This window comes from Lactiplantibacillus garii (genome assembly GCF_003885105.1).
Classification (GTDB): Bacteria; Bacillota; Bacilli; order Lactobacillales; family Lactobacillaceae; genus Lactiplantibacillus; species Lactiplantibacillus garii.
In genome coordinates, this window is sequence record NZ_QWZQ01000045.1 from 1 (window position 1) to 22248 (window position 22248).

The 22248-nt window shown below is 50.3% G+C and carries 25 protein-coding genes; 24 read left to right on the plus strand and 1 reads right to left on the minus strand.

What is annotated here, in order from left to right; genetic code table 11:
• Positions 1–443 precede the first annotated feature (443 nt).
• From D1831_RS11470 to D1831_RS11585, 24 genes are all read left to right on the plus strand, one after another.
• Entirely contained in the window at positions 444–707 is a 264-nt protein-coding gene (locus tag D1831_RS11470) for a hypothetical protein (protein ID WP_125073070.1), read from the plus strand.
• Positions 708–978: 271 nt separating this feature from the next.
• Positions 979–2325 (plus strand): CitMHS family transporter, encoded by a 1347-nt coding sequence (locus D1831_RS11475; protein ID WP_125073071.1) that lies wholly within the window; start codon positions 979–981, stop codon positions 2323–2325.
• A gap of 46 nt (positions 2326–2371) precedes the next feature.
• Positions 2372–2710, plus strand: a complete 339-nt coding sequence (locus tag D1831_RS11480; RefSeq protein WP_125073072.1) for a hypothetical protein — start codon at positions 2372–2374, stop codon at positions 2708–2710.
• Complete coding sequence (locus tag D1831_RS11485; protein WP_125073073.1) at positions 2710–3114, plus strand: acetyl-CoA carboxylase biotin carboxyl carrier protein subunit; 405 nt, start codon at positions 2710–2712, stop codon at positions 3112–3114. Before D1831_RS11480 ends, D1831_RS11485 begins: the two co-directional genes overlap by 1 nt.
• A 13-nt stretch (positions 3115–3127) precedes the next feature.
• Entirely contained in the window at positions 3128–4249 is a 1122-nt protein-coding gene (locus D1831_RS11490) for a sodium ion-translocating decarboxylase subunit beta (protein WP_125073074.1), read from the plus strand.
• Between the two features lie 12 nt (positions 4250–4261).
• Positions 4262–4384 carry an OadG-related small transporter subunit gene (locus tag D1831_RS14865; RefSeq protein WP_125073075.1) on the plus strand — a complete coding sequence of 41 codons (123 nt, stop codon included), beginning with the start codon at positions 4262–4264 and terminating at the stop codon, positions 4382–4384.
• A gap of 10 nt (positions 4385–4394) precedes the next feature.
• Positions 4395–5393 (plus strand): [citrate (pro-3S)-lyase] ligase, encoded by a 999-nt coding sequence (gene citC / locus D1831_RS11500; RefSeq protein ID WP_125073076.1) that lies wholly within the window; start codon positions 4395–4397, stop codon positions 5391–5393.
• Entirely contained in the window at positions 5383–5688 is a 306-nt protein-coding gene (gene citD, locus D1831_RS11505; RefSeq protein WP_125073077.1) for a citrate lyase acyl carrier protein, read from the plus strand. Before citC ends, citD begins: the two co-directional genes overlap by 11 nt.
• A complete protein-coding gene (gene citE, locus D1831_RS11510) occupies positions 5676–6554 on the plus strand; it encodes a citrate (pro-3S)-lyase subunit beta (protein ID WP_125073078.1) in 879 nt (292 codons plus the stop codon). Before citD ends, citE begins: the two co-directional genes overlap by 13 nt.
• Positions 6555–6556: 2 nt before the next feature.
• A complete protein-coding gene (gene citF / locus D1831_RS11515; RefSeq protein ID WP_125073079.1) occupies positions 6557–8089 on the plus strand; it encodes a citrate lyase subunit alpha in 1533 nt (510 codons plus the stop codon).
• Positions 8082–8630, plus strand: a complete 549-nt coding sequence (gene citX / locus D1831_RS11520; RefSeq protein ID WP_125073080.1) for a citrate lyase holo-[acyl-carrier protein] synthase — start codon at positions 8082–8084, stop codon at positions 8628–8630. The genes citF and citX overlap by 8 nt, the downstream gene beginning before the upstream one ends.
• Positions 8627–10027 carry an oxaloacetate decarboxylase subunit alpha gene (locus D1831_RS11525; RefSeq protein WP_125073081.1) on the plus strand — a complete coding sequence of 467 codons (1401 nt, stop codon included), beginning with the start codon at positions 8627–8629 and terminating at the stop codon, positions 10025–10027. The genes citX and D1831_RS11525 overlap by 4 nt, the downstream gene beginning before the upstream one ends.
• A 143-nt stretch (positions 10028–10170) precedes the next feature.
• A complete protein-coding gene (locus tag D1831_RS11530) occupies positions 10171–10866 on the plus strand; it encodes a GntR family transcriptional regulator (protein ID WP_125073082.1) in 696 nt (231 codons plus the stop codon).
• The gene (gene citG / locus D1831_RS11535) at positions 10859–11722 is read left to right on the plus strand and encodes a triphosphoribosyl-dephospho-CoA synthase CitG (RefSeq protein ID WP_225422868.1); all 864 of its coding nucleotides are present in this window, start codon (positions 10859–10861) and stop codon (positions 11720–11722) included. The genes D1831_RS11530 and citG overlap by 8 nt, the downstream gene beginning before the upstream one ends.
• A gap of 221 nt (positions 11723–11943) precedes the next feature.
• Positions 11944–13995 carry a methionine--tRNA ligase gene (metG, locus tag D1831_RS11540; protein WP_125073083.1) on the plus strand — a complete coding sequence of 684 codons (2052 nt, stop codon included), beginning with the start codon at positions 11944–11946 and terminating at the stop codon, positions 13993–13995.
• A gap of 188 nt (positions 13996–14183) precedes the next feature.
• Positions 14184–14801, plus strand: a complete 618-nt coding sequence (locus D1831_RS11545) for a L,D-transpeptidase (RefSeq protein WP_125073084.1) — start codon at positions 14184–14186, stop codon at positions 14799–14801.
• Positions 14802–15060: 259 nt separating this feature from the next.
• Positions 15061–16245, plus strand: a complete 1185-nt coding sequence (locus D1831_RS11550; protein WP_125073085.1) for a multidrug effflux MFS transporter — start codon at positions 15061–15063, stop codon at positions 16243–16245.
• A gap of 317 nt (positions 16246–16562) precedes the next feature.
• On the plus strand, positions 16563–17339 hold the full coding sequence (locus tag D1831_RS11555) for a TatD family hydrolase (protein WP_125073086.1): 777 nt from the start codon (positions 16563–16565) through the stop codon (positions 17337–17339).
• Entirely contained in the window at positions 17326–17889 is a 564-nt protein-coding gene (gene rnmV / locus D1831_RS11560; protein ID WP_125073087.1) for a ribonuclease M5, read from the plus strand. Before D1831_RS11555 ends, rnmV begins: the two co-directional genes overlap by 14 nt.
• A gap of 48 nt (positions 17890–17937) precedes the next feature.
• Positions 17938–18777 carry a 16S rRNA (adenine(1518)-N(6)/adenine(1519)-N(6))-dimethyltransferase RsmA gene (gene rsmA, locus D1831_RS11565; RefSeq protein WP_225422871.1) on the plus strand — a complete coding sequence of 280 codons (840 nt, stop codon included), beginning with the start codon at positions 17938–17940 and terminating at the stop codon, positions 18775–18777.
• Positions 18778–18881: 104 nt separating this feature from the next.
• Positions 18882–19133 (plus strand): Veg family protein, encoded by a 252-nt coding sequence (locus tag D1831_RS11570; RefSeq protein ID WP_125073089.1) that lies wholly within the window; start codon positions 18882–18884, stop codon positions 19131–19133.
• 129 nt (positions 19134–19262) lie between these two features.
• Positions 19263–20129, plus strand: coding sequence for a 4-(cytidine 5'-diphospho)-2-C-methyl-D-erythritol kinase (ispE, locus tag D1831_RS11575; RefSeq protein ID WP_125073090.1), 867 nt, complete (start codon positions 19263–19265; stop codon positions 20127–20129).
• 163 nt (positions 20130–20292) lie between these two features.
• A complete protein-coding gene (locus D1831_RS11580; RefSeq protein ID WP_125073091.1) occupies positions 20293–21237 on the plus strand; it encodes an alpha/beta hydrolase in 945 nt (314 codons plus the stop codon).
• 21 nt (positions 21238–21258) lie between these two features.
• The gene (locus D1831_RS11585) at positions 21259–22107 is read left to right on the plus strand and encodes a glycosyltransferase family 8 protein (RefSeq protein WP_125073092.1); all 849 of its coding nucleotides are present in this window, start codon (positions 21259–21261) and stop codon (positions 22105–22107) included.
• 58 nt (positions 22108–22165) lie between these two features.
• Here D1831_RS11585 and D1831_RS14935 read toward each other — a convergent pair.
• The coding region (locus tag D1831_RS14935) for an IS3 family transposase (RefSeq protein ID WP_341483886.1) at positions 22166–22248 on the minus strand (83 nt) is incomplete at its 5' end.

Genomic DNA, 22248 nt, shown 5'->3' on the forward strand with positions numbered 1-22248 from the left:
GGTTGGTATTTAAAATCAGGTATTTTAAGCAACGTGCTATTAAGACTAAATAAATTAGTGGTTACGGCCCGCCAACGACTAGTTGAAGCCTGAAGGGAGAGCGTGGATGGCCCCAGCGGTGAAAGGCCAATGGTTGAGACCTGGGTTGTGGGCTCAAATTTGTGCCCACCGCTTTTTTGGCCAGTCCACGCCGACCGGAGGGCTGGAAAGTGTGCACTAACTTGGAATCGGTAAGCAGAGTTTGAAACAAACTAGGGCAATTAATTTAGGTAAAATTGAATGATTGGCGTTAGGCGTGAAGCATTGACTTTGGAAGGACCAGCCCGAGCCGTGATAATTGCATTTATAAAAAAACATCAAAAGAACAATTTTAATATCCCGTTAAATTAGGGAATATGATAATCTGAAACTAGCTTAAGACGAATAGGTAAGGGGGTATTCAGATGGTTAATCCTGATCGGGACAATAATAATTTGAAACTGGACCAACGTAAGTTTGCCGAGATGGTGGTTGCATCGCACCAGGTTGCCGATGACTTGGATCCCGAAGCAATCGTGAAACGAAAGTTAACGCTGTATTTAACGGCGTACTACTTGGCGGAGCGCTTTAATAATTTGGAAGACGCACACTTTAAGGGCGAAATTAGTAATGATCATTATCAGAAGTTGTTGCAACAGTTGAAGGACGATAAGTTCGGCGACTGGTAAAGGCAGGAACGTGTAAGGACCGACAGCGATGCCGATCCTTTTTTTATTGTTAGAACAAGTTCACAAATGAGCATAATGGGAAGCGCTCCGCTTGGTTGAAGCATTGTTTCAGGATACCAAACGGGGGAACGGCGTGGACTAGGACAACTTTAAAAGCTGATTTTTGAAATTAGTGGCAAGTGTTCTTTCTGTGTGCTTATGAACAAATCGGCTAGAAAAAGCGCTTTCATCAGGTTATGATTTGGTTATAAATTTTAAAGGAGTTGAAACCATGTTACTAACAATAATCGCCTACGCTATGATTGTCGTCTTCATGTTTGTCATCATGAAGAAAAAGATGTCACCATTTACAGCATTAGTGCTAGTGCCATTAGTTTTTGCTATTTTTGCAATGGTTACGGGGGTTGCCAAGAAAGGCACCATCGGGGATTTCGTTCTGGAAGGAATCAAAACTACGGCCAACACGGGAATTATGCTCTTATTTGCCATTTTATATTTCTCCATTATGTTGGACGCGGGGTTGTTTGACCCAATCACCAAGAAAATGATCTACTTCGCAAAAGGGGACCCGATGAAGGTGCTGATGGCGACCGCCGTCGTAGCCGCCGCGGTTTCCTTGAACGGTGACGGAACGACCACCACCTTGATCTGTTGTTCAGCGTTCATTCCGATTTATAAGAAATTGAACATGCGGATGATGGACTTAGGGGTGCTGGTTATCCTGCAAAACACCATCATGAACTTGTTGCCATGGGGTGGTCCAACGGCCCGGGCCATGGCGGTGTTGGACGTTGATGCCAGTATCTTAGCCTACGTTATGCCGGGAATGATCCTGGCCTTGCTCTACGTGATTTTCGTGGTTGCGCGTGGAATGGGTAAACGTGAACGGAAACGTTTAGGGATTAAGGAATTAACACCGGCTGAAATTGACGCCATGATCGAAGTGACTGATCCAGAAGTTGCCGGTATTCGGCGGCCCAAGAACTTTGCTTTTAACGGTATTTTGACCATTGTCCTGATTGCGTGGTTAGTGGCCGGGTCGTTCATTAAAGCTTTAGAAATGCCACCACTGTTACTATTCTTAGTCGGAACTTGTATTGCTTTGATGGTTAACTATCCAAACTTAAAGGATCAGTCCAAACGAATCGGGGCAAACGGTGGCGACGCGGTCCAAGTGGTTATCTTAGTGTTTGCGGCTGGGGTCTTCATGGGACTCTTCCAGGGAACTGGGATGGCGACCGCTTTGGCACAAAGCTTCACACAAATTATCCCTCACCAATTAGCCGGGTTCTGGGGCATCGTGATTGCCGTTATTTCAGCACCGGGGACGTTCTTCCTCTCAAACGACGGCTTCTACTTCGGGGTGTTACCAGTCTTAGCACAAGCTGGACGGGCATACGGCTTTACCAACATGCAGATGGCGTTAGCGTCATTAATGGGACAAGCCTTCCATTTGCTCAGTCCGTTAGTTGCCTTTATTTACTTACTGTTACGGTTAACTGGTTTGGACATGGGGGCTTGGCAAAAAGAAACCGCCAAGTACGCCCTCGGGGTCTTCGTGATTTTCGTGGTCACGATCCTATTGACCGGACACATGCCGTTCTACATTCCACAATAAAGCACATTAAACCGGTTAAATTGCCAATACTTAGGGAGTGAAATCCATGACACATTTATGGCAACGATTGTTACACCATTCGACGGAAGCACTGCCGGTGGTTCCGGAACCCCCGAAGCCGCAAGTGGCAACGCGGCCGACGTCGGAATGGGAACCAGTGCCGTTATATTTAGAAATTGATCCAAAGGAAAACGTGATTCCGGCGCTGATTGCGGCGAGCGTTGCGACAACGTCGGTCACGGACAGCAAACTAGTTTTAAAACACCTCTACGTTCAAAATCCGGAAGCGCAACTAGTTAGCGTGATTGCTAGCAGTTGTGCGACGGCGGTGGACGACGGGCACTTCGTCGTCAAATCAATTAGAAAGCGAGTTGACCAGCACTAATGTTACGTAAATTTAAGATCACCATTGATGGTAAGGAATACCTGGTTGAAATGGAAGAAATTGGTGGTACGGCGACTCCCGCGGCCCCCGCACCGCAACCAGTTCAAGCCACACCAACGGTTGCCCCCGCTTCGGCGGCGCCGCAACCTGAACCGGCCGCAGCGCCAACACCGGCTGCGTCTGGCGATACGAGTGACGCGATGAAGGCGCCGATGCCCGGTACGATTATTAAGATGTTAGTTGCACCCGGTGATCAGGTTACCGAAAATCAACCGTTGTTAGTTTTGGAAGCCATGAAGATGGAAAACGAAATCGTGGCTAACCGGGCCGGTACCGTGGCAGAAATTTTTGTTAACAAAAACGACACGGTCAACGCCGGGGACGCGCTAATTACGATTAGCTGAAAGGGGTAGCGATGTGGAAACGCTGATTGAAGGAATTACCGCGATTACCTTTAACCAAATCATTATGATGTTGATTGGCGGCATCTTAATGTACTTAGGGATTAAAAAAGAATACGAACCGACCTTGCTCGTTCCCATGGGATTGGGAGCCATTCTGGTCAACTTTCCCAAAACCGGGGTACTGACGCAGATGGTCGGCGGAACTAAGGCCGAAGGGGTCCTCGACGTTCTCTTTAAAGCCGGTATTACGACCGAACTATTCCCACTGTTAATTTTTATCGGGATCGGTGCAATGATCGACTTCGGTCCGTTATTGCAAAATCCGTTCATGTTACTATTCGGTGCGGCCGCGCAGTTTGGGATCTTCTTCGTCATTATTGTGGCGGTCCTGTTTGGTTTTGACATTAAGGAAGCTGCTTCGATTGGGATCATTGGGGCCGCCGACGGTCCGACCGCCATCTTCGTTTCAAACCAACTGGCGGAGAATTTGTTGGGGCCGATTACCGTGGCCGCGTACTCGTACATGGCGCTGGTTCCAATTATTCAGCCCATGGCGATCAAGGCGGTCACGACTAAAAAGGAACGCCAGATTCGGATGACGTATAAAGCCGAGAGCGTTTCAAAGACGACCAAGATCCTGTTCCCAATTATTGTTACGATTTTAGCCGGCTTTATTGCCCCGATTTCACTGCCGTTGGTCGGTTTCCTAATGTTTGGGAACCTACTGCGAGAATGTGGGGTGCTGGATCGCTTATCCGCTACGGCCCAAAACGAACTGGTCAACATTGTCAGCATTCTGTTAGGTTTGACCATTTCCGTTAAACTACAGGCTGACCAGTTCCTCAACTTACAGACGTTAATGATTATCGCTTTCGGGTTAGTTGCGTTTGTGATGGACTCGATCGGTGGGGTGTTGTTTGCGAAGCTGTTGAACGTATTCCGGAAGCAAAAAATTAACCCAATGATTGGGGCGGCCGGAATTTCAGCCTTCCCAATGTCTAGCCGGGTCATCCAAAAGATGGCGTCGGACGAGGACCCGAAGAACTTCGTTTTAATGTACGCGGTCGGGGCCAACGTTTCCGGTCAAATCGGCTCGGTCATTGCCGGTGGGTTATTACTTTCATTCTTTATGTAGGGGGCAGACACCATGCTAGAAAATTTAAAAATTGCGTTTGAACTAATGGGTTTTGGAATGGGCGGCGTGTTCTTAGTCCTCTTCATTATTTACTTAGTTGCAAAGTTATTGTTGAAACTATTACCAGCAAAGTGAGGTGCGCGGGATGCGAGTCCAACGACTGTGGTTAGAGCTTAATCCGTCCGCCAAAGCGGCGTGGCAAACGTTATTACGGCAGTCGGGACTAGTCCCGGACGCCCAGGTTGATTACGTGGTCGGCATCTACGAGCAGGAGTACTTGATTGCGACCGGTTCGACGTACCAGAACATTATTAAGTTAGTGGCGGTCGCGGATACCGCGCAGCATCAAAACCTCCTGGCAACCATTACTACGGCCTTGTGGGAACGGCTCACGTCTACGGGTTACGAACAAGCTTACGTGTACACGAAACCGTGTACGGCCACCTATTTTCAGGCCTTAGGGTTTAAAAACATTGCCACAACGGCGCACGTGGCCTTGCTAGAACGGGGGTACCCCGATTTAGCGGCTTACCAGGAAAAGCTGCGGCAAAAAAAACAACCCAGTCACCAAGCGGGGGCCGTTGTGATGAACGCTAACCCGTTTACGAACGGCCACCGGTACTTAGTTCAAACGGCGTTAAAAAGTTGTGACGTCGTGTACGTATTAGTGGTTTCGGAGGACCGTTCCACTTTTGATACGGCGACCCGTTTAGCGATGGTTCAACAAGGCTTAGCGGACGAGTCCCGGGTGGTCGTTTTACCAACGGACCACTACCTCGTGGCCAACACCACGTTTCCATCCTACTTTTTAAAGGATCAGGCTGATTTAGCGGTAGCCGCTGAACAAGCCCGTTTAGACGCCCAGCTATTCTTAACGCGGATCGCCCCCGTTTTGGCGATCAAACAACGGTTCGTTGGTGAAGAACCCAACTCCCCGGTAACGGCGCTGTATAACCAACAGATGGCAGCGACCTTTGCTGGACGATTGCAACTGACGGTGTTGCCGCGTCTACGCGTTGATTCGCGGGTCGTGAGTGCAACGACGGTGCGGCAAGCAATCCGTGCCGGTGACTGGCCGCGGGTTCGCGCGCTGGTACCACCAACGACTGAACAAATTATAAGGAGTGTTTACCATGACAAATAAGCAAAGCGCCACGGCTGGAACGACGGAATCAAGCGACATCATGATTACGTTAAAACCGAACCAGCAAGGGATTCAAGTTGAATTAGAAAGTAACGTCAAAAAACAATTTGGTGAGCACATCACCGCACTGATCACGGATATTTTGCAACGGTTAGCCATCACCAACGTTAAGGTCGAAGCCGTAGATAAGGGAGCCTTGGACTGTACGATCAAGGCCCGGACGATTGCGGCGGCTTACCGCTTACGTGGCGAATCAGATTACGAATGGGAGGCCATCAACTCATGGAACGATTAAGAAGAACGATGATGTTTGTCCCGGGCGCTAACCCGGCGATGTTGCGCGATGCCGTTTTATACGGTGCGGACGCAATCATGTTTGACTTGGAAGACGCCGTTTCTTTAAAGGAAAAGGATACGGCCCGGGTCCTCGTCTACTCCGCCTTAAAAACGTTTGACTATTCCAGCGTTGAAACGGTTGTCCGGGTCAACGCGCTATCCGCGGGTGGCCGGCAAGACATTGAAGCGATGGTGCTCGGTGGCATTAACGTGGTTCGGCTACCCAAAACCGAAACGGCCCAAGACATCGTGGACGTCGACGAAGTCATTACCGCGGTTGAGAAAAAGTACGGGATTCCGGTTGGAACGACCAACATGATGGCCGCCATTGAATCGGCGGAAGGGGTCCTCAACGCCCGTGAAATTGCTAAGGCGTCGCCCCGGATGATTGGGATTGCTCTGGGTGCCGAAGATTACGTCACCAGTCAAAAGACGAAACGCTACGCCGACGGAGCGGAATTGTCGTTTGCTCGTAACTACATTTTACATTCAGCCCGGGCGGCGGGTATCGCCGCCATCGACACCGTCTACTCGGATGTTGATAATGAAGCCGGTCTGCGCCGGGAAACCGAACTAATCAAACAACTTGGCTTTGACGGCAAGTCGGTCATCAACCCCCGCCAGATTCCGGTCATTAACGGCATCTACGCGCCAACGGTTGAAGAAGTTCAAAAGGCTAGGGAAGTGATGGCCGGAATTCGTGAGGCCGAAGCCAAGGGGTCCGGGGTAATCGCCGTGGACGGCCAAATGGTCGATAAGCCAATCGTTGAACGGGCCGAACGGGTCCTCGCTTTAGCCAAAGCAACTAATATGGAGGTGGACTAACCATGGGGATTAATCAAGTTAATCGCGATATTCCAACTAAATACGCTGACCAATACGGCGTCTACGACGGAGAGTTTACGAACGTTAAACCCTTCGAAGCCGCCACGAAACATGTACAACCAGTTAAACCAAACGAAACGAAGTTACTGGCTAGCATTCACGACGCCATCGTTAAAACTGGTCTCAAGGATGGTATGACCATTTCATTTCACCACCACTTCCGGGAAGGCGACTTCGTCATGAACATGGTCCTCGACGAAATTGCCAAGATGGGTATCAAGGACTTGTCAATTGCGCCAAGTTCAATCGCGAACGTGCACGCACCACTGATTGACCACATTAAAAATGGCGTGGTCACCAACATCACGTCCAGTGGTTTACGCGATAAGGTCGGTGCGGCCATCTCTAGTGGAATCATGGCTAACCCGGTCGTGATTCGTTCCCACGGTGGACGGGCCCGGGCGATTGCCAGTGGCGATATTCACATTGACGTCGCCTTCCTGGGTGCCCCGAGTGCCGATGCGTACGGGAATATCAACGGGACGAAGGGTAAAGCCACCTGTGGTTCTTTGGGTTACGCGATGGTCGATGCCAAGTACGCCGACCAAGTAGTCGCGGTGACCGATACGTTGGTACCGTACCCGAACACCCCAATTAGTATTCCGCAAACCGACGTCGACTACGTGGTCCAAGTGGACGCCATCGGGGATCCGGATGGAATTGCGAAGGGTGCGACCCGCTTCACAAAGAACCCGAAGGAACTTCTGATTGCGGAATACGCGGCCAAAGTCATTACCGCGTCCAGTTACTTCAAGAACGGTTTTTCGTTCCAAACTGGGAGCGGCGGTGCCGCTTTAGCCGTGAGCCGTTTCATGCGGCAGGCGATGATCGACCAAGACGTTAAGGCCAGTTTTGCGCTTGGTGGGATCACTAACGCGATGGTGGAATTGCAAAAAGAGGGCTTGGTTGACAAGCTGATCGACGTGCAAGATTTTGATCACCCGTCGGCAGTCTCACTGGCTGACAATCCGGACCACTACGAAATTGACGCCAATATGTACGCCTCACCGTTAAGCAAGGGTGCCGTGATCAACCAGTTAGACGTGGCGATCCTATCCGCGCTGGAAGTGGATACCGATTTCAACGTCAACGTTATTACCGGTTCCGACGGTGTCTTGCGGGGCGCTTCGGGTGGCCATTCCGATACAAGTGCCGCTTGCAAGATGAGCATGGTCGTCGCGCCCATCGTGCGCGGCCGCATCCCAACCATTGTGGATGAAGTCACGACCGTGGTAACGCCGGGGGCCAGTGTGGACGTGATCGTGACCGAACTTGGGATCGCAATCAACCCGAACCGCCCGGACTTGATCAAAATGTTCAAATCATTAAAGGTGCCGCAATTTACCATTGAAGAATTACGGGACAAAGCTTACGCCATTACCGGAGTTCCCGCGAAGATCCACTATGGCGACCAAGTTGTTGCGTTGATCGAGTACCGGGATGGTCACTTGATCGACGTTGTTAAAAATGTCTAACCAGTTTAAAAATTTAGATGGTCCGGAGATCGAGTTGATGGCGATGCTGCAAACGCGGGATTGGCGCGCTGACCAACAACGAACCATCTTAGCAGCGCAGCCGGAGTCGACGCTGATCTGGTCGTCGACCCGTATTCCGGGCCCCGTAAAGACCGGCACGCACTTAACGACGAAGTACCAAGCCGTTGCGAACGGGATTATTAATAAGTACGGGGCGGCGGTGGTCACGGCGGCAAGCTTTCAACGGGTGACCGGCTTTGAATTTTACGTCTTAGTCAACGAACCGGCCAAACGGGTCAAACGGGACTTAGTAACCTTTGAACAGGGCGCTAAGTTTGGTCAGTTATGCGACCTTGACGTGTTGACGACGGGGCCGGACGGGTTACAACACATGAGTCGGGAGGATTTAATGCTTCCGCGGCGAAAGTGTCTGGTCTGTGGCGGTGACGCGAAGGTTTGCAGCCGCTCACGGGCGCACCAGTTAGTTGAGATGCAACGGGCCGTTGACGAAATTATTGCAGAAGGGTGGCGGGAAGTATGAGTAAACCAACCGTTGAAATGATGGAAACCGTGCTCCGGGATGGCCAGCAGAGCCTAATTGCCACGCGGATGCCGATTAGTGACATGGTCCCCATTTTGGATAAAATGGACCGGGCCGGCTACCACGCGCTAGAAGTGTGGGGTGGTGCCACGTTTGATTCGTGTTTACGCTACTTAAATGAAGATCCGTGGGAACGTCTGCGGACGATCCGCAAACACGTTAAACACACGAAGTTACAGATGCTATTACGGGGACAAAACATCCTTGGGTATAAAAACTACGCCGACGACGTGGTGGAAAAGTTTGTGCAAAAGTCGCTTGAAAACGGGATCGACATTATTCGAATGTTCGATGCGTTAAACGATACCCGGAATCTGAAAACGGCACTGGCCGCAACAAAGAAGTATGGGGGCCACGCGCAAATGACGATCTCGTACACGACCAGTGAATTTCACACGATTCCGTACTACGTTCAGTTGGCCAAAGAGATGGAAATCATGGGTGCCGATTCGCTGTGTATTAAGGACATGGCGGGAATTTTGACCCCCCAACGGGCCTACGACTTAGTTAGCGAACTGAAAGCGACCATTAACATTCCGATTGAAGTTCACACCCACGCGACCAGCGGAATTGCCGACATGACTTACATTAAGGCGGTCGAAGCTGGCGCGGACATCATTGATACTGCTAGTTCCCCGTTTGCCGGTGGTACGAGTCAACCGGCCACGGAATCAATGCTCGTGGCGTTACGGGATCTCGGTTACGAAGTACCGGTTGACGCCACGCTCGCGGCGGAAATTGCGGAATACTTCGCACCGATCCGTGACCGTTTCAGGGCTGACGGCGGCTTGAACCCGAAGGTGATGGACGTCCAACCGAAGTCGTTACGCTACCAGGTTCCCGGGGGCATGTTGTCGAACTTATTGGCCCAACTTAAGGACCAGGGCCAAGAAGCGTTGTATGAACGGGTGCTAAACGAGGTACCCAAGGTACGGGCCGACCTTGGCTTTCCACCACTGGTAACGCCGTTGTCACAAATGGTTGGGACCCAGGCGTTGATGAACGTGATGAGTGGGGAACGGTATAAGCTGATCCCCAACGAAATCAAGGACTACGTGCGCGGCTTATATGGTCGGCCACCGGTTCCGATTGCCCCCGCCATGGTTCACAAAATCATTGGTAACGAAAAGCCGATTGATAGTCGACCAGCGGACGCCATCGCGCCACAACTGCCTCAATTTGAGCAGGAAATCAAGGCATACGCGCATAGTATGGAAGACGTGCTGATCTACGGTCTCTTCCCGGATCAGGGGCGCGACTTCTTAGGACGGCGTGAAGATCGTTATTACGACGTTCCCCTGCAAACGATTCAACTAGATTTTGCCCCAAAAGCTTAATATAGATCATGAACAACCCGAAGCAATCGCACGAGTGGCGGTTGTTTTGTGCGGACGGGCGGTTATTGGTGAGTGAATTGCAACAATAACCGCTACCGCTTACATAATTCTGATATAATTTAACAAAAACGGGAGTGAGCAGCATGGATATCGTGGTTAAGGCAGTGGCGAAGAACTTAGACCTATCACAGAATAAGCCGTTAAAAGATTTAGTGTTAGAAGCTTTTCGGAAAACCATTATTTTGGGCGATATCCCGGCTGGGACCCGAATTAATGAAAAGAAATTTTCCGAAGAACTCAACGTTAGCCGGACCCCCATTCGCTACGCCATGCAACGCTTGGCGGCCGAGGACCTCGTTGAAAGCATGCCCGGCGCTAGTACGATCGTGAAGGGCATTACCATTAAGGACGCCTACGAGATTTTTGATATTCGTAAGGAATTAGACGCCTTAGCGACCCGCAAAGCGATGGCTAAGATGACCGAAGACGACTTTGTGACCCTGCGTAAAATGTTGGAGCAAACCGAAGCCGAACTGGACCAGGCCCCGGACATTACCGTTGTCAGTTACTTTACCGATTTTAACCTGTTCATCTACCAACACTGTGACATGCCGCACCTGGTTAGCATCGTCTTTAAGTTACAGGCTTACCTGGTTTACTTCCGTGACATCTCAATCATGTCCCGCGAACGCCGGGCACTGGCGTTGCAAGAACACTGGCGAATCTACCAAGCGATGGTCAACCACGACGAGGTCCAGATCAACTTGATCATTCGCGAACACTTAGGACAGTCACTTCAATTCATCATTAAAGAAATGAGGGCTCACGACCTTGAATAGTTTAACGACCATCGACTTAGCCGCCGTTGCCCGGCAGTCCTTATTAGCGGAAGTCACACTGAGCCCCAAACCGGGGCTAGTGGACCCGTACTCTAACGGGGCCCATACCGATATGGATTACGATTTGTTTGTGACGAGTATTAACGCTTTGACGCCGTTTTTACACCAGTACGTAACTCTAGGGCGGCAGGCGACCAGCCTTACCACCCTGTTTACGGCACTCCGACAAACGGGGGCGACCGGTGAGCGGGCAATGCTTACGGCCACCCGCCAAGTGAATACCCATAAAGGTGCCAACTTCTCTTACGCGGTGTTGTTAGGGGCGCTGGGGTGGTGTTTACGCGACCAGTCGTTGGCCGAGCTACGAGTACGTCAGTTTACACCGGTTTTTACGACCGTTCAGGAGATGACGGCCGGGTTGACTAGCGGGGACTTTGCCCAATTACGTGCCAAGCAACGGTTGTCTTACGGAGAACAACTCTACGTGAAGTACGGTGTCCTGGGCGTTCGCGGTGAGGCTGAGGCGGGCTACCCGGCCTTACAAAGGTTAGCGTTGCCCTTTTTACGGCAACACCAAGCGTTGGCGCCCAATTACCGCTACGCCAAATTAATGGTCTACCTGATTGCTCAACTAGAAGACGGGAACGTCTTACACCGTGGTGGGCAAACCGGTTTACAGCGGGTTCAAGCCTACGCTCAGCAATTAATGGGAAGTACTTGGGACGATGAGGAGCGTTTGCGAGCGGCGCTAGTGCAGTTTGACCAGCAGCTGATCGATTGGCACCTGAGTCCCGGCGGTACCGCCGACTTACTCGCGCTAAGTATCTTTTTTGACCAGTTAAATCAAAGTGTTTAAAATTAGCGGACCGTTCAGAATTTTTTAGCTTCTGAACGGTCTTTTGCTCTCACCAGTTCCTAATCGTGGCGGGAAGTATGATACAATGGAAAAGAGTTTACCCCGGGTAGCCCGCAAGTTAGCGGGAACCGCGGGACCGTTCGCAAATGAGTGTTTTTTAATGGACGGCACTTAAACTAATCGCGACTGAACTACAAACAAGTTTGAAGGGAATTTACGTCATGGCAGAAACTAAACCAACATATTACATTACGACGCCGATTTACTATCCTTCGGGGAAATTACACATCGGTAACTCCTACACGACGATTGCGTGTGATACCTTAGCACGTTACAAGCGGGCGATGGGTTACGATGTCTTTTTCCTGACCGGGACGGACGAACACGGCCTTAAAATTGAAGAAAAAGCTGAAAAATTAGGAACGGATCCCAAGTCATACGTGGATGGCATGGCTAAGCAGATTCAGGACCTTTGGAAATTACTCGAAATTTCGAACGATAAGTTTATCCGGACGACCGACGATTACCACGAACGCGCCGTTCAAGAAATTTTTGACCGCTTACTAAAGAGTGGCGACATTTATTTGGGTGAATACGAAGGCTGGTACTCCGTTGATGATGAAGAATACTTCACCGAAACGCAGTTAGCTAAAGTTTACCGCGACGATAACGGCAAAGTGATCGGTGGGAAGGCTCCGAGTGGTCACGAAGTGGAACTCGTTAAGGAACAGTCCTACTTCTTCAAGATGAGCAAGTACTCGGATTGGTTGTACGACTACTATCAAAGTCACCCGGACTTTATTGAACCATCCAACCGGATGAACGAAATGATCAATAACTTCATCAAGCCCGGTTTGGAAGACTTAGCGGTTTCCCGAACCAGCTTTACCTGGGGGGTTCCGGTCAAGAGTGATCCCAAGCACGTCGTTTACGTGTGGATCGACGCGCTGACCAACTATATCACCGCTTTGGGTTACGCCACTGGTGGCAGCGAAGAACTGTTTAACAAGTACTGGCCGGCCGACGTGCAAATGGTTGGTAAGGAAATCGTGCGGTTCCACACCATTTACTGGCCAATTATTTTACACGCCCTCGGATTGCCACTACCTAAGAAGGTCTTCGGTCACGGCTGGTTACTGATGAGTGACGATAAAATGTCTAAGTCGAAGGGAAACGTGATTTACCCCGAAACCTTGGTGGAACGTTACGGCCTCGACGCCATGCGTTACTACTTAGTTAAGGCGATGCCTTACGGAAACGACGGTTCGTTTACGCCGGAAGACTTCGTGGCCCGCGTGAACTACGACTTGGCTAACGACCTGGGGAACCTGTTAAACCGGACCGTGGCGATGATCAACAAGTACGAAGATGGTAAATTACCAGCCTTTAAATCCGACGTCACGGAATTTGATGCCGACTTGGAAGCGACCGCGGCCGCAACTATTGAAGCCTACAACGCCGACATGGACAGTCTGCACCTCTCCAACGCACTGGGTGAAGTTTGGAAATTGGTCAGCCGGACGAACAAGTACATTGACGAAACTGCGCCTTGGCAGTTAGCTAAGAGTGAGGCACCGGAAGACGCTGAAAAATTGGCCAGTGTAATGGCCCACTTAGCAGCTAGTTTACGGGTCATTGCTAGTTTGATCAGTCCCGTTATGACCCACGCGCCGAAGGAAATCTTCACGCAACTCGGGTTAGACGTTGCCAGCTTAGCGATTGCGAACTTAAAGATGAGTGATTTGCCAGCGGGGGCCCAAGTGGTTGCCAAGGGAACGCCAATCTTCCCACGGGTCGACATGGACGAAGAAATTGAATTCTTAAAGGGTAAGATGACTAAGTCTGATAAACAGAAGGGGCGTAAAGCGATGGAAGCGGCTAAACACGAAGCCGAAGTTGAACACGATTGGGACCCGGCACAAACGAGCCTGAACTTAACGAAACCAGAGATTAAGATTGATGATTTTGATAAGGTTGAATTAAAGGTTGCCGAAGTAATTAACGTGCAAAAGGTCAAGGGAGCCGACAAACTGCTCCAATTCCGGTTGGATGCTGGTGACGCCGATCACCGGCAGATCCTGTCCGGAATTGCCAAGTGGTATCCGGAACCAGAAGACTTAATTGGTAAAAAGGTCATCATCGTGGGGAACTTAAAGGCCCGTAAGATGCGTGGCGAAATGAGCCAGGGAATGTTGCTTTCCGCCGAACACGACGGTCAGGTTCAACTGATCACCGTGCCAGAAAGCATGGTCAACGGTTCGCTGATTTCGTAAATTAAAATAATGGTTTAAATTTAAAGGAGTCGTGGTGCGTCAATCACGGCTCTTTTATGATGGCGTGAAGTGACCGATTAGCACATGAATTTGTTAATAATTTGATTGATTATAGTGGTACGGCTAGTTTCCGAATACTGGGGGTGTTACGATACGGGTGGTAGTTGTTTAATGGGGAGATTGAGAATATGCAACGTAAATCATGGTTAGTGTTTGTGGGAATTATCGTCCTTGTCGCGGGGGTTTTTACGGTTCATCAAGTTAACGGGATGTACGCGCACGCCCGTAAAGTTACAACTAGTAAAGCGGTTAAGCGTGCAAAGAAACGAGCAGCGGCTAAAAAAACGGTGATGCGGACACCCATCAACTGGCGGAAATCTTCGGAGACGGTCGCTTATCCGGATGTGAAGAAGTATCCGGATTTGAGCATTAAAGTTTCGTTGAAGCAGCAGCGGATGTACTTGCTGGATCACAAGCGGGTGCTTTACACGATGTACGTTTCGACGGGGGTTCCGAGCGCTGACCGTAAAACGCCGCGCGGAACCTACCACGTGCAGGCCGAACGTGGTAAGTATTTCTATAGTGCTAAGGTTGATGAAGGCGCCTATTACTGGGTCTCATGGTTAAATCACGGTGAATACTTATTTCATTCCACTCCGGTAGACGCTCAGGGGCACTTTATTAAGTCCGATGTCGCGGATCTAGGTAAAAAGCCGTCTTCGCACGGCTGTGTCCATTTAAGCGTGGCCGACGCGAAGTGGGTCTATCAAAACATCAAGTACGGGACGAAGGTCATTATTGAGTAACTTGGGTTAGTCATTAATAATGAAATAGTTAAATATTGTAAATAAAAAGTGAGTTTTAACGTCTCTTCAACACGTTAAAGCTCGCTTTTTTTAGGCCGTCAATGTCAGAGCTTTTTGACAAACACTAAAAACTCCCGTACAGTGGTTGAACAGAAACGAGGTGACTGCGCATGAAGTATGAACAAATTTTAGTGTGTGTGGCCGTAGATGGAAAAGGACGTTTTTCCGCAAATTAATTTAAATAGGAGTTATAAATTAAATGAAAAACGTCCAAAAACAAGTTCCGTCCTTACTATTATTAATTACCTTAGTGGGCTTTCCCCAAATCAGTGAATCAATTTTCACCCCAATTTTACCCGCGTTAAGCCGGGCAATGCACGTTAGCGCGAGTCAAAGCCAACTCACCATGAGCATTTACTTCGTGGCCTTTGCCGTGGGGGTGCTCTTCTGGGGACAGTTTGCCGACTACCGGGGCCGCCGTCCCGCTATGCTGGGTGGGTTGATCTTTTACCTAGTGGGTAACTTGGGGTTGTATCTCAGTCCAAGTTTTAACTGGTTGCTGGTTTGCCGGCTCATTCAGGCCTTTGGTGCCAGTGCCGGTTCGGTCGTTACCCAGACCATTATGCGGGAAAGCTTTTCCGGGGTCGCCGGAGCCAAAGTTTTCGCCAAGGTCAGTGCCGCAATGGCGCTGTCGCCAGCGTTAGGACCGTTGATTGGTGGAAGTGTTCAGACCGCTTGCGGGTACCAAAACGTCTTTTCCGTGCTGATCATGATGGCAATTGCCTGTTTACTTTACGCGGGGGCGCGCTTACCCGAAACCCGGCCGGAAACGGTTAAAGTAGCTAGTTGGTCACAACAACAACGGGTGGCTAAACGCCTGTTGAGTGACCCAGTGGTGTGGATTTACGGCCTATTAATTAGTGGGATTAACGGAATTCTGTTCAGTTATTACGCCGAAGCGCCGTTTATTTTTGAAACGCACTTCGGTTTGAGTGCCGTTGCGTACGGCAGTTTAGGATTATTATTAGCGGCTGCCAGCTTAGGCGGTGCGCTGTTGGTTAATTGGTTAGTCAACTTTTGGTCGCCAATGAAAATTGCCCTTAACGGGTTGTTACTCAGCAGCGTTGCAGCAATCGGCTTGGTGCTTGCCGCCAGTTGGAACCACATGCTGGGAATGCTGATTGGCATTTTCGTGGTGTTTTTAGGTTTAAACATCACGTTACCCAACGCGCTTAACCGGGCGTTGATCGGGTACGAAAGCGTGATGGGGAGTGCCAGTGGCTGGTTCAGCCTCGGCTACTACTTGGCCGTCAGCGGGCTGACCTACTTAATGAGCTGGTTACACCACGGCAGGATCACCACGCTGCCGGCCTACGTTCTAGGCGTGTGCCTAGTTATGGCCGGCGCGTACGCGTGGTTGTACTGGCGTGACCAACACGCATAAAATAAACGGACGTCCGCGGGTTAGCGGGCGTCTTTTTGTGTCAGTGGGATTGATCAAAATGTTCTATATAATAAGTGTAAAATGGAAAATGATTGTCAAAACGCTGCGCGTGAATAATATCCACCGACTTATTTAGCTAGTCGAAACGTGGAACAGCCAACAAAGCCCTCTGCTTAGCTACGGCTAAACAACAATTGGGAAAACCACCCATTATTGCTCAGCCTAGGCTATGCTCGGTCTTTACCCGCTGGCTGTTCCACTCTTGCGTCTCATGTTAAAATCAACTAAGATAACAAAAGTCGAAAAGGGGTTCTGACATGCGCATTTTTGATTCCCATACCCATTTAAACAGTGAAGAATTTATTCAAGACGTTCCACGCTACCTGCAACAAGCTAAGAACTTAGGCGTTGTTCGGATGGCCATCGTGGGCTCCAACACCCAGCTTAACGCCGACGCCATTAAGCTCGCCGAGACCTATCCCGAGCTGGTCGCCATCGTCGGCTGGCACCCGGAAGATTCGAAAAATTACACGCCCGCAACCGAAAAGGTGCTAATTGACCAGTTGCAAAAACCTAAAGTCGTTGCCCTCGGTGAAATTGGGTTGGACTACCACTGGGACACGTCGCCCCGGGAGACTCAGCGGAAGATTTTTGCCCGCCAAGTGGCGATTGCGAAGGACATGGGCCTGCCAATTTCCGTACACAACCGCGACGCCTTTGAAGATACGTATAAAATTTTGAGGGCCGCCGATATCCGTGATACCGGTGGGGTCATGCACAGTTTTAACGGGGACCCCGAGTGGCTCAAGAAATTCTTGGACCTCGGGATGCACATCTCGTACAGCGGGGTCGCGTCGTTTAAACACGCCGATGAAGTGCACGCTTCGGTTAAGGAAACCCCGTTAGATAAAATGTTAGTCGAAACCGACGCGCCGTACCTGACACCGGAACCATACCGGGGCAAACAAAATGAGCCGGCCTATACCCGTTACGTGGTCGAAGCGATTGCCAAACTCCGAGAAGCGACGCCGGAAGCCATTGCCGCGCAAACTTATCAAAATGCAGAGGAATTTTTTAAGATTGAAGAAGATTAAAGAAGTCATCGTCGTTGAAGGCAAGGACGATACCAAACGGTTAGCCTTAGCCGTCGACGCCGATACGTTAGAAACTAACGGGTCAGCGATTTCCGAAGAAACGCTGGCCCACATCAAGCAGCTCCAAGCGACTCGCGGGGTGATCGTGTTCACCGACCCGGACTTCTCCGGGGAACGGATTCGTAAGATCATTTCGGCCCGCGTGCCGGGCGTCAAGCACGCCTTTTTACCCCGTAAAGCGGGGGTCCCAACGAAAGCGGGGGGCAGTCTCGGCGTGGAACACGCTAGTCCCGAAGCGATTCGGGCCGCGTTAGCCAGTTTATACACCGAACGGGTCGACCAGCCAGTCGCGTTGATTAGTCAACGTGACCTGATCCAAGCCGGGTTGTTAGCCGGTCCCCAAGCCCGTCAACGGCGTGAACGCTTAGGCGAGCTGTTAAAAATCGGTTACGTCAACGGCAAACAGTTACCCAAACGACTACAGCTATTTCAAGTTCAGCCGGATGCTTTTTGGCAGGCCGTTGAGCAGTTAACTACGGAGGAAAATTAATTGAGTAAAGATTTAGACATTGCCAACCCCGCCCGCACCCAGGCGATTATGAACGCCTACGGACTCCGCGTCAAAAAGAGTCTGGGCCAAAACTTTTTGACTGACCAAAACGTCTTGCACAACATCGTGTTTACCGCCGATATTAGTCAGGAAGACAACGTGATTGAAATTGGTCCCGGAATCGGGGCGTTAACCGAATATTTGGCCCGGGCCGCCCACCAAGTCCTAGCGTTTGAAATTGATGACCGGTTGTTGCCGATCTTAGACGAAACCTTGGCCGACTACGATAACGTGGAAATCGTTAACCAGGATATTTTAAAGGTTGACCTGCCCGCAATGGTCAACGAACACCTGGATGCCGACCGCCCGTTAAAACTAGTTGCCAACTTGCCGTACTACATTACGACCCCGATTTTAATGAACCTCTTAGCCGGGGACGTCAAGTTTGAAAACATCGTTGTCATGATGCAAAAGGAAGTCGCGGACCGCTTAGCCGCCGAACCCGGAACTAAGGCGTACGGGGCCTTGACGATTGCCGTGCAATACCGCATGGCCGCCGAAATGGCCATGGTGGTTCCCCGGACCGTTTTTGTGCCGGCGCCAAACGTGGATTCCGCGATTGTTAAGTTAACCGCGTTACCGACTAGAACGCACGTACCGTTTGACGAAGCCGCCTTTTTCAAAGTGGTCAAGGCCGGATTTGCGCACCGCCGGAAGAACTTATGGAACAATTTGCAGAGTCTGTTTGGTAAACAACCCGAAACGAAGGAAGCCATCCAAAAAGCTTTGGATACGGCAAAAATTGACCCTAAAATTCGAGCAGAACGCTTGACAGTTGATGAGTTTATTACCTTGACCGATGCTTTACACCAGGCCGAATTAATTTAGAATTGGTCTGATTATAAAATTGTTGCACATTGGAAAACCTTGTGATATAATATTGACTTTTCTGTGAAAAGCTAGTATAGTGTCTTTCATGAGGAGGATTCTGAATGCCAATTTCACTAGCTGCAATTAAAGATAAACTCGACTCCCGGATCGGCCAACGTATGAAGGTCGTCGCTCAAGCGGGTCGCAAGAAAACCACTGAACGTCACGGTGTCCTGAAAGAAACTTACCGTTCTGTGTTTGTTGTAGATTTAGACCAACAGGAAAACGCATTTGAGCGGGTCTCCTACAGTTACACCGATGTGTTAACCAAAAACGTTCAAATCGCCTTTGAAGACGAAACAACTGAAGCTTAATTCGCGTCACGTGAATTCTCAATATTAAGACCCCCAGCAAGGTCTTTTTATTTTGCCTTGATATTAGTATAATTGTATCAAAGTAAGCTAACGGCCCGCGTTGCGCGGGTACGGAAGAGGGTGAGACGCGTGCAAATCGTGGAAAAAGCGCCAGCCAAAATTAACTTAGGACTGGATACCTTATTTGAACACCGTAACGGTGACAAGGAATGGGACATGGTGATGACGTCGGTCGATTTAGCCGACTACGTCCAACTAGAAGATCTGGCGACTAACCGAATTGAAGTGGTGACCGACAGCGGTTTTTTGCCAAATGACCGCCGCAACTTGGCCTTTCAAGCGGTTAGCGTCTTAAAACGGCACTCCCACGTAGAGCGGGGGGTGCGAATCAAGATTAAAAAGGCAATTCCGGTGGCCGCCGGTTTAGGTGGTGGTTCGTCCGACGCGGCGGCGGTTTTACGTGGCCTCAACCGAATGTGGCAACTTAACTTGGACCTACCAACGTTAGCCCGGTTAGGCCTGCAGATTGATTCGGACGTGCCGTACTGTGTCTTTAGTCAAACGGCTCACGTGACCGGCAAGGGTGAAGTGGTGACACCCTTACCGAAGCTACCACCGATGTGGATCGTCCTGGCCAAACCCAAGGTCAGCGTTTCAACACCTAACATCTTGCGGCAAGTCGACTACACTCAGTTAGCACCACATCCGAGCATTGAACGCTTGCTAGCGGGGATTCACGCTCAGGATCCGGTGGAGATTTTTAGCCACATGGGCAACGTTCTAGAACCGATTACGTCTAGGCGTTACCCGGAAATTATGCAGATCAAGCAGCAGTTATTGAATTTTGGGGCCGACGCCGCGCAAATGAGCGGGACCGGCCCGACCGTTTTTGGCGTTTGCCGCAAACAATCGCGGGCCCAGCGGGTGTATAACTCGATGAAGGGCTTCTGCCGGGAAGTTTATTTGGTTCGACCAGTCATTTTAGCAGAACATTAAGGTGAAGCTGGCCCGGGTCAGCTTCTTTTTTAAATGAAAATGAAACCGGTTACGATAATTGAAAACACGGTTCTTGATAGCGAATCAATGCTAACAAAAAGGCCGTTTGCCAAGCATTCGGACCTGATCTATGGTTAAATGAAATGGAAATGAGGTGGCTAGGATGAAAGAGTCAACGAAATTAGGATTAAAGTTAGCCGGGGTTGTCGGGGCGACCACTTACGCCGGTTCGCTGGTCGGCGGGTTAGTGGCTTATAAAATGGCGATGCACGTTAACGACGCGCAGAAACTGCGGGGGCAGGAGCTGTCCCGGGCCGAAAATACGGAGATTGAGAATTTTTGGTACGAAAAGCAGCCTAAGCAGCAATGGATGATCCAGTCCTTTGACGGTTTAAACCTGGTGGCCACGTACATTCCTAACCCGAAAACGGTGGGCCGCCTAGCCATTTTAGCACACGGACTGGGCCACTCGCGGGAGCAAATGATCCCCTACGCCCGAATCTTTATGAGCTTGGGGTACGACGTGCTAATGCCCGACGCACGGGCGTTTGGCGATAGTGAGGGCCATACGATTGGGTACGGCTGGCTGGACCGTTTGGATTACGAACGCTGGATCACGATGGCGTTGGACCAGTTAGGTGCGGACGTTGAGATCGTATTAATGGGTATTTCGATGGGGGCCGCCACGGTCATGGCAACCAGTGGTGAACCGTTACCGGAAAACGTGAAGGCGGTCGTTGAGGATAGCGGGTACGCGGACCTCTACGATGAGGCTAAGTACCGCCTGACTCATAAGTTCCACTTACCGGCCTACCCAATCATGCCAATGGCGAACCACCTGGCAAATACCCGGGCGGGCTACGCGTTTAAAGACGGTCAAATTTTACACCAAGTTGCGATTGGGGGCCTGCCGATTTTAATGATTCACGGTTCCCGGGATCAGACAGTCCCGGTGCGTAACGCTCACCAACTGTACGACCAGTTACCACAGCAGAAGGGGCTCTACATTGATCCGGACGCCGAACACGTTCAGGCGATTCGAACGCATCCGGATCGTTACCAAGAAGTGGTCGACGAATTTCTAAGGGAAGAAGCCGGCTTACAATAATGAATGGAAGCGGGGATTGAGATGGCAACACCAATTGATATCTTAGTAACGTTAGACGCGGGTTACGTCCCACCACTTAAGGTCATGTTGTGGTCGCTGCACGCCAACAACTTAAAGCGGTCCTTTCACGTTTGGCTCGTTCATGAAAGCCTAACTGACGCGCAGGTCGCGGAAGTGCGCGCCTTAACGGATGGTTTGGGTTGGGAGCTGACGGCCTTGCCAGTCGAAGTTGACCTGACCGACCAACCGGCCCTGATCAAGCGCTACCCGCCGGCCATGTATTTCCGGTTACTGTGCGGGCAAGTCCTGCCGGCAGACGTTCACCGGGTGATCTACTTGGACCCTGATATCCTGGTGATCAACGACGTGACGCCGTTATGGGAGTTAGATCTGCAGGGAAACATGTTAGCCGCCGCGGCGCACCGCGGAGTCACGAAGTTAGTCGATAGTGTTAATCAGATCCGTTTGGGGACGAACACGAGTTACTTTAATTCGGGAGTGTTGGTGATTGACGTGGATCAGGCCCGTCGCAACATCCACTTAAACGACATTACAGCGGCCATCGCGGCGTACCACGACTATTTAATTTTACCGGACCAGGATATCCTGAATTTCTTGTACGGCGAGAGCATTTTAGAAATTGACGAAGAAGTTTGGAATTACGATACGCGTAAGTACTTAGTTTATCAAACGCGTACGTTGACCGAGCACGACATTCACTGGGTCATGAGTCACACGGTGTTGTTGCATTATTGTGGCACGCCCAAGCCGTGGGAGGCCAATAGTGATAGTAAATTTACTGGGTTATTTTTGAATTATCAACAACAGGTCCAACGCTTCCTGTCCGTTCCAGCCCCAACGGAAGCGTAATCAAAAACAACGTGGGGGCTGCTCCGAGTCAAGTAGACAGTTCAAATAATTAAAATAGCTATGCAGTTTTTAGAATGGCATGATTCCGAAATTCTTTCGGGGTCATGCCATTTAGTGTTTCTTGGCGACGCTTGTAGTTAT

Coding starts and splice junctions, on each gene's coding strand:
- D1831_RS11480 (WP_125073072.1), top strand. CDS start 2,372: ATGACACATTTATGGCAACGATTGTTACACCATTCGACGGAAGCACTG.
- D1831_RS11585 (WP_125073092.1), top strand. CDS start 21,259: ATGGCAACACCAATTGATATCTTAGTAACGTTAGACGCGGGTTACGTC.
- citD (WP_125073077.1), top strand. CDS start 5,383: ATGACAAATAAGCAAAGCGCCACGGCTGGAACGACGGAATCAAGCGAC.
- D1831_RS11580 (WP_125073091.1), top strand. CDS start 20,293: ATGAAAGAGTCAACGAAATTAGGATTAAAGTTAGCCGGGGTTGTCGGG.
- D1831_RS11570 (WP_125073089.1), top strand. CDS start 18,882: ATGCCAATTTCACTAGCTGCAATTAAAGATAAACTCGACTCCCGGATC.
- D1831_RS11555 (WP_125073086.1), top strand. CDS start 16,563: ATGCGCATTTTTGATTCCCATACCCATTTAAACAGTGAAGAATTTATT.
- D1831_RS11475 (WP_125073071.1), top strand. CDS start 979: ATGTTACTAACAATAATCGCCTACGCTATGATTGTCGTCTTCATGTTT.
- D1831_RS11545 (WP_125073084.1), top strand. CDS start 14,184: ATGCAACGTAAATCATGGTTAGTGTTTGTGGGAATTATCGTCCTTGTC.
- D1831_RS14865 (WP_125073075.1), top strand. CDS start 4,262: ATGCTAGAAAATTTAAAAATTGCGTTTGAACTAATGGGTTTTGGAATG.
- metG (WP_125073083.1), top strand. CDS start 11,944: ATGGCAGAAACTAAACCAACATATTACATTACGACGCCGATTTACTAT.
- D1831_RS11550 (WP_125073085.1), top strand. CDS start 15,061: ATGAAAAACGTCCAAAAACAAGTTCCGTCCTTACTATTATTAATTACC.
- citE (WP_125073078.1), top strand. CDS start 5,676: ATGGAACGATTAAGAAGAACGATGATGTTTGTCCCGGGCGCTAACCCG.
- citC (WP_125073076.1), top strand. CDS start 4,395: ATGCGAGTCCAACGACTGTGGTTAGAGCTTAATCCGTCCGCCAAAGCG.
- citF (WP_125073079.1), top strand. CDS start 6,557: ATGGGGATTAATCAAGTTAATCGCGATATTCCAACTAAATACGCTGAC.
- D1831_RS11470 (WP_125073070.1), top strand. CDS start 444: ATGGTTAATCCTGATCGGGACAATAATAATTTGAAACTGGACCAACGT.
- D1831_RS11525 (WP_125073081.1), top strand. CDS start 8,627: ATGAGTAAACCAACCGTTGAAATGATGGAAACCGTGCTCCGGGATGGC.
- rsmA (WP_225422871.1), top strand. CDS start 17,938: ATGAACGCCTACGGACTCCGCGTCAAAAAGAGTCTGGGCCAAAACTTT.
- D1831_RS11530 (WP_125073082.1), top strand. CDS start 10,171: ATGGATATCGTGGTTAAGGCAGTGGCGAAGAACTTAGACCTATCACAG.
- D1831_RS11485 (WP_125073073.1), top strand. CDS start 2,710: ATGTTACGTAAATTTAAGATCACCATTGATGGTAAGGAATACCTGGTT.
- citX (WP_125073080.1), top strand. CDS start 8,082: ATGTCTAACCAGTTTAAAAATTTAGATGGTCCGGAGATCGAGTTGATG.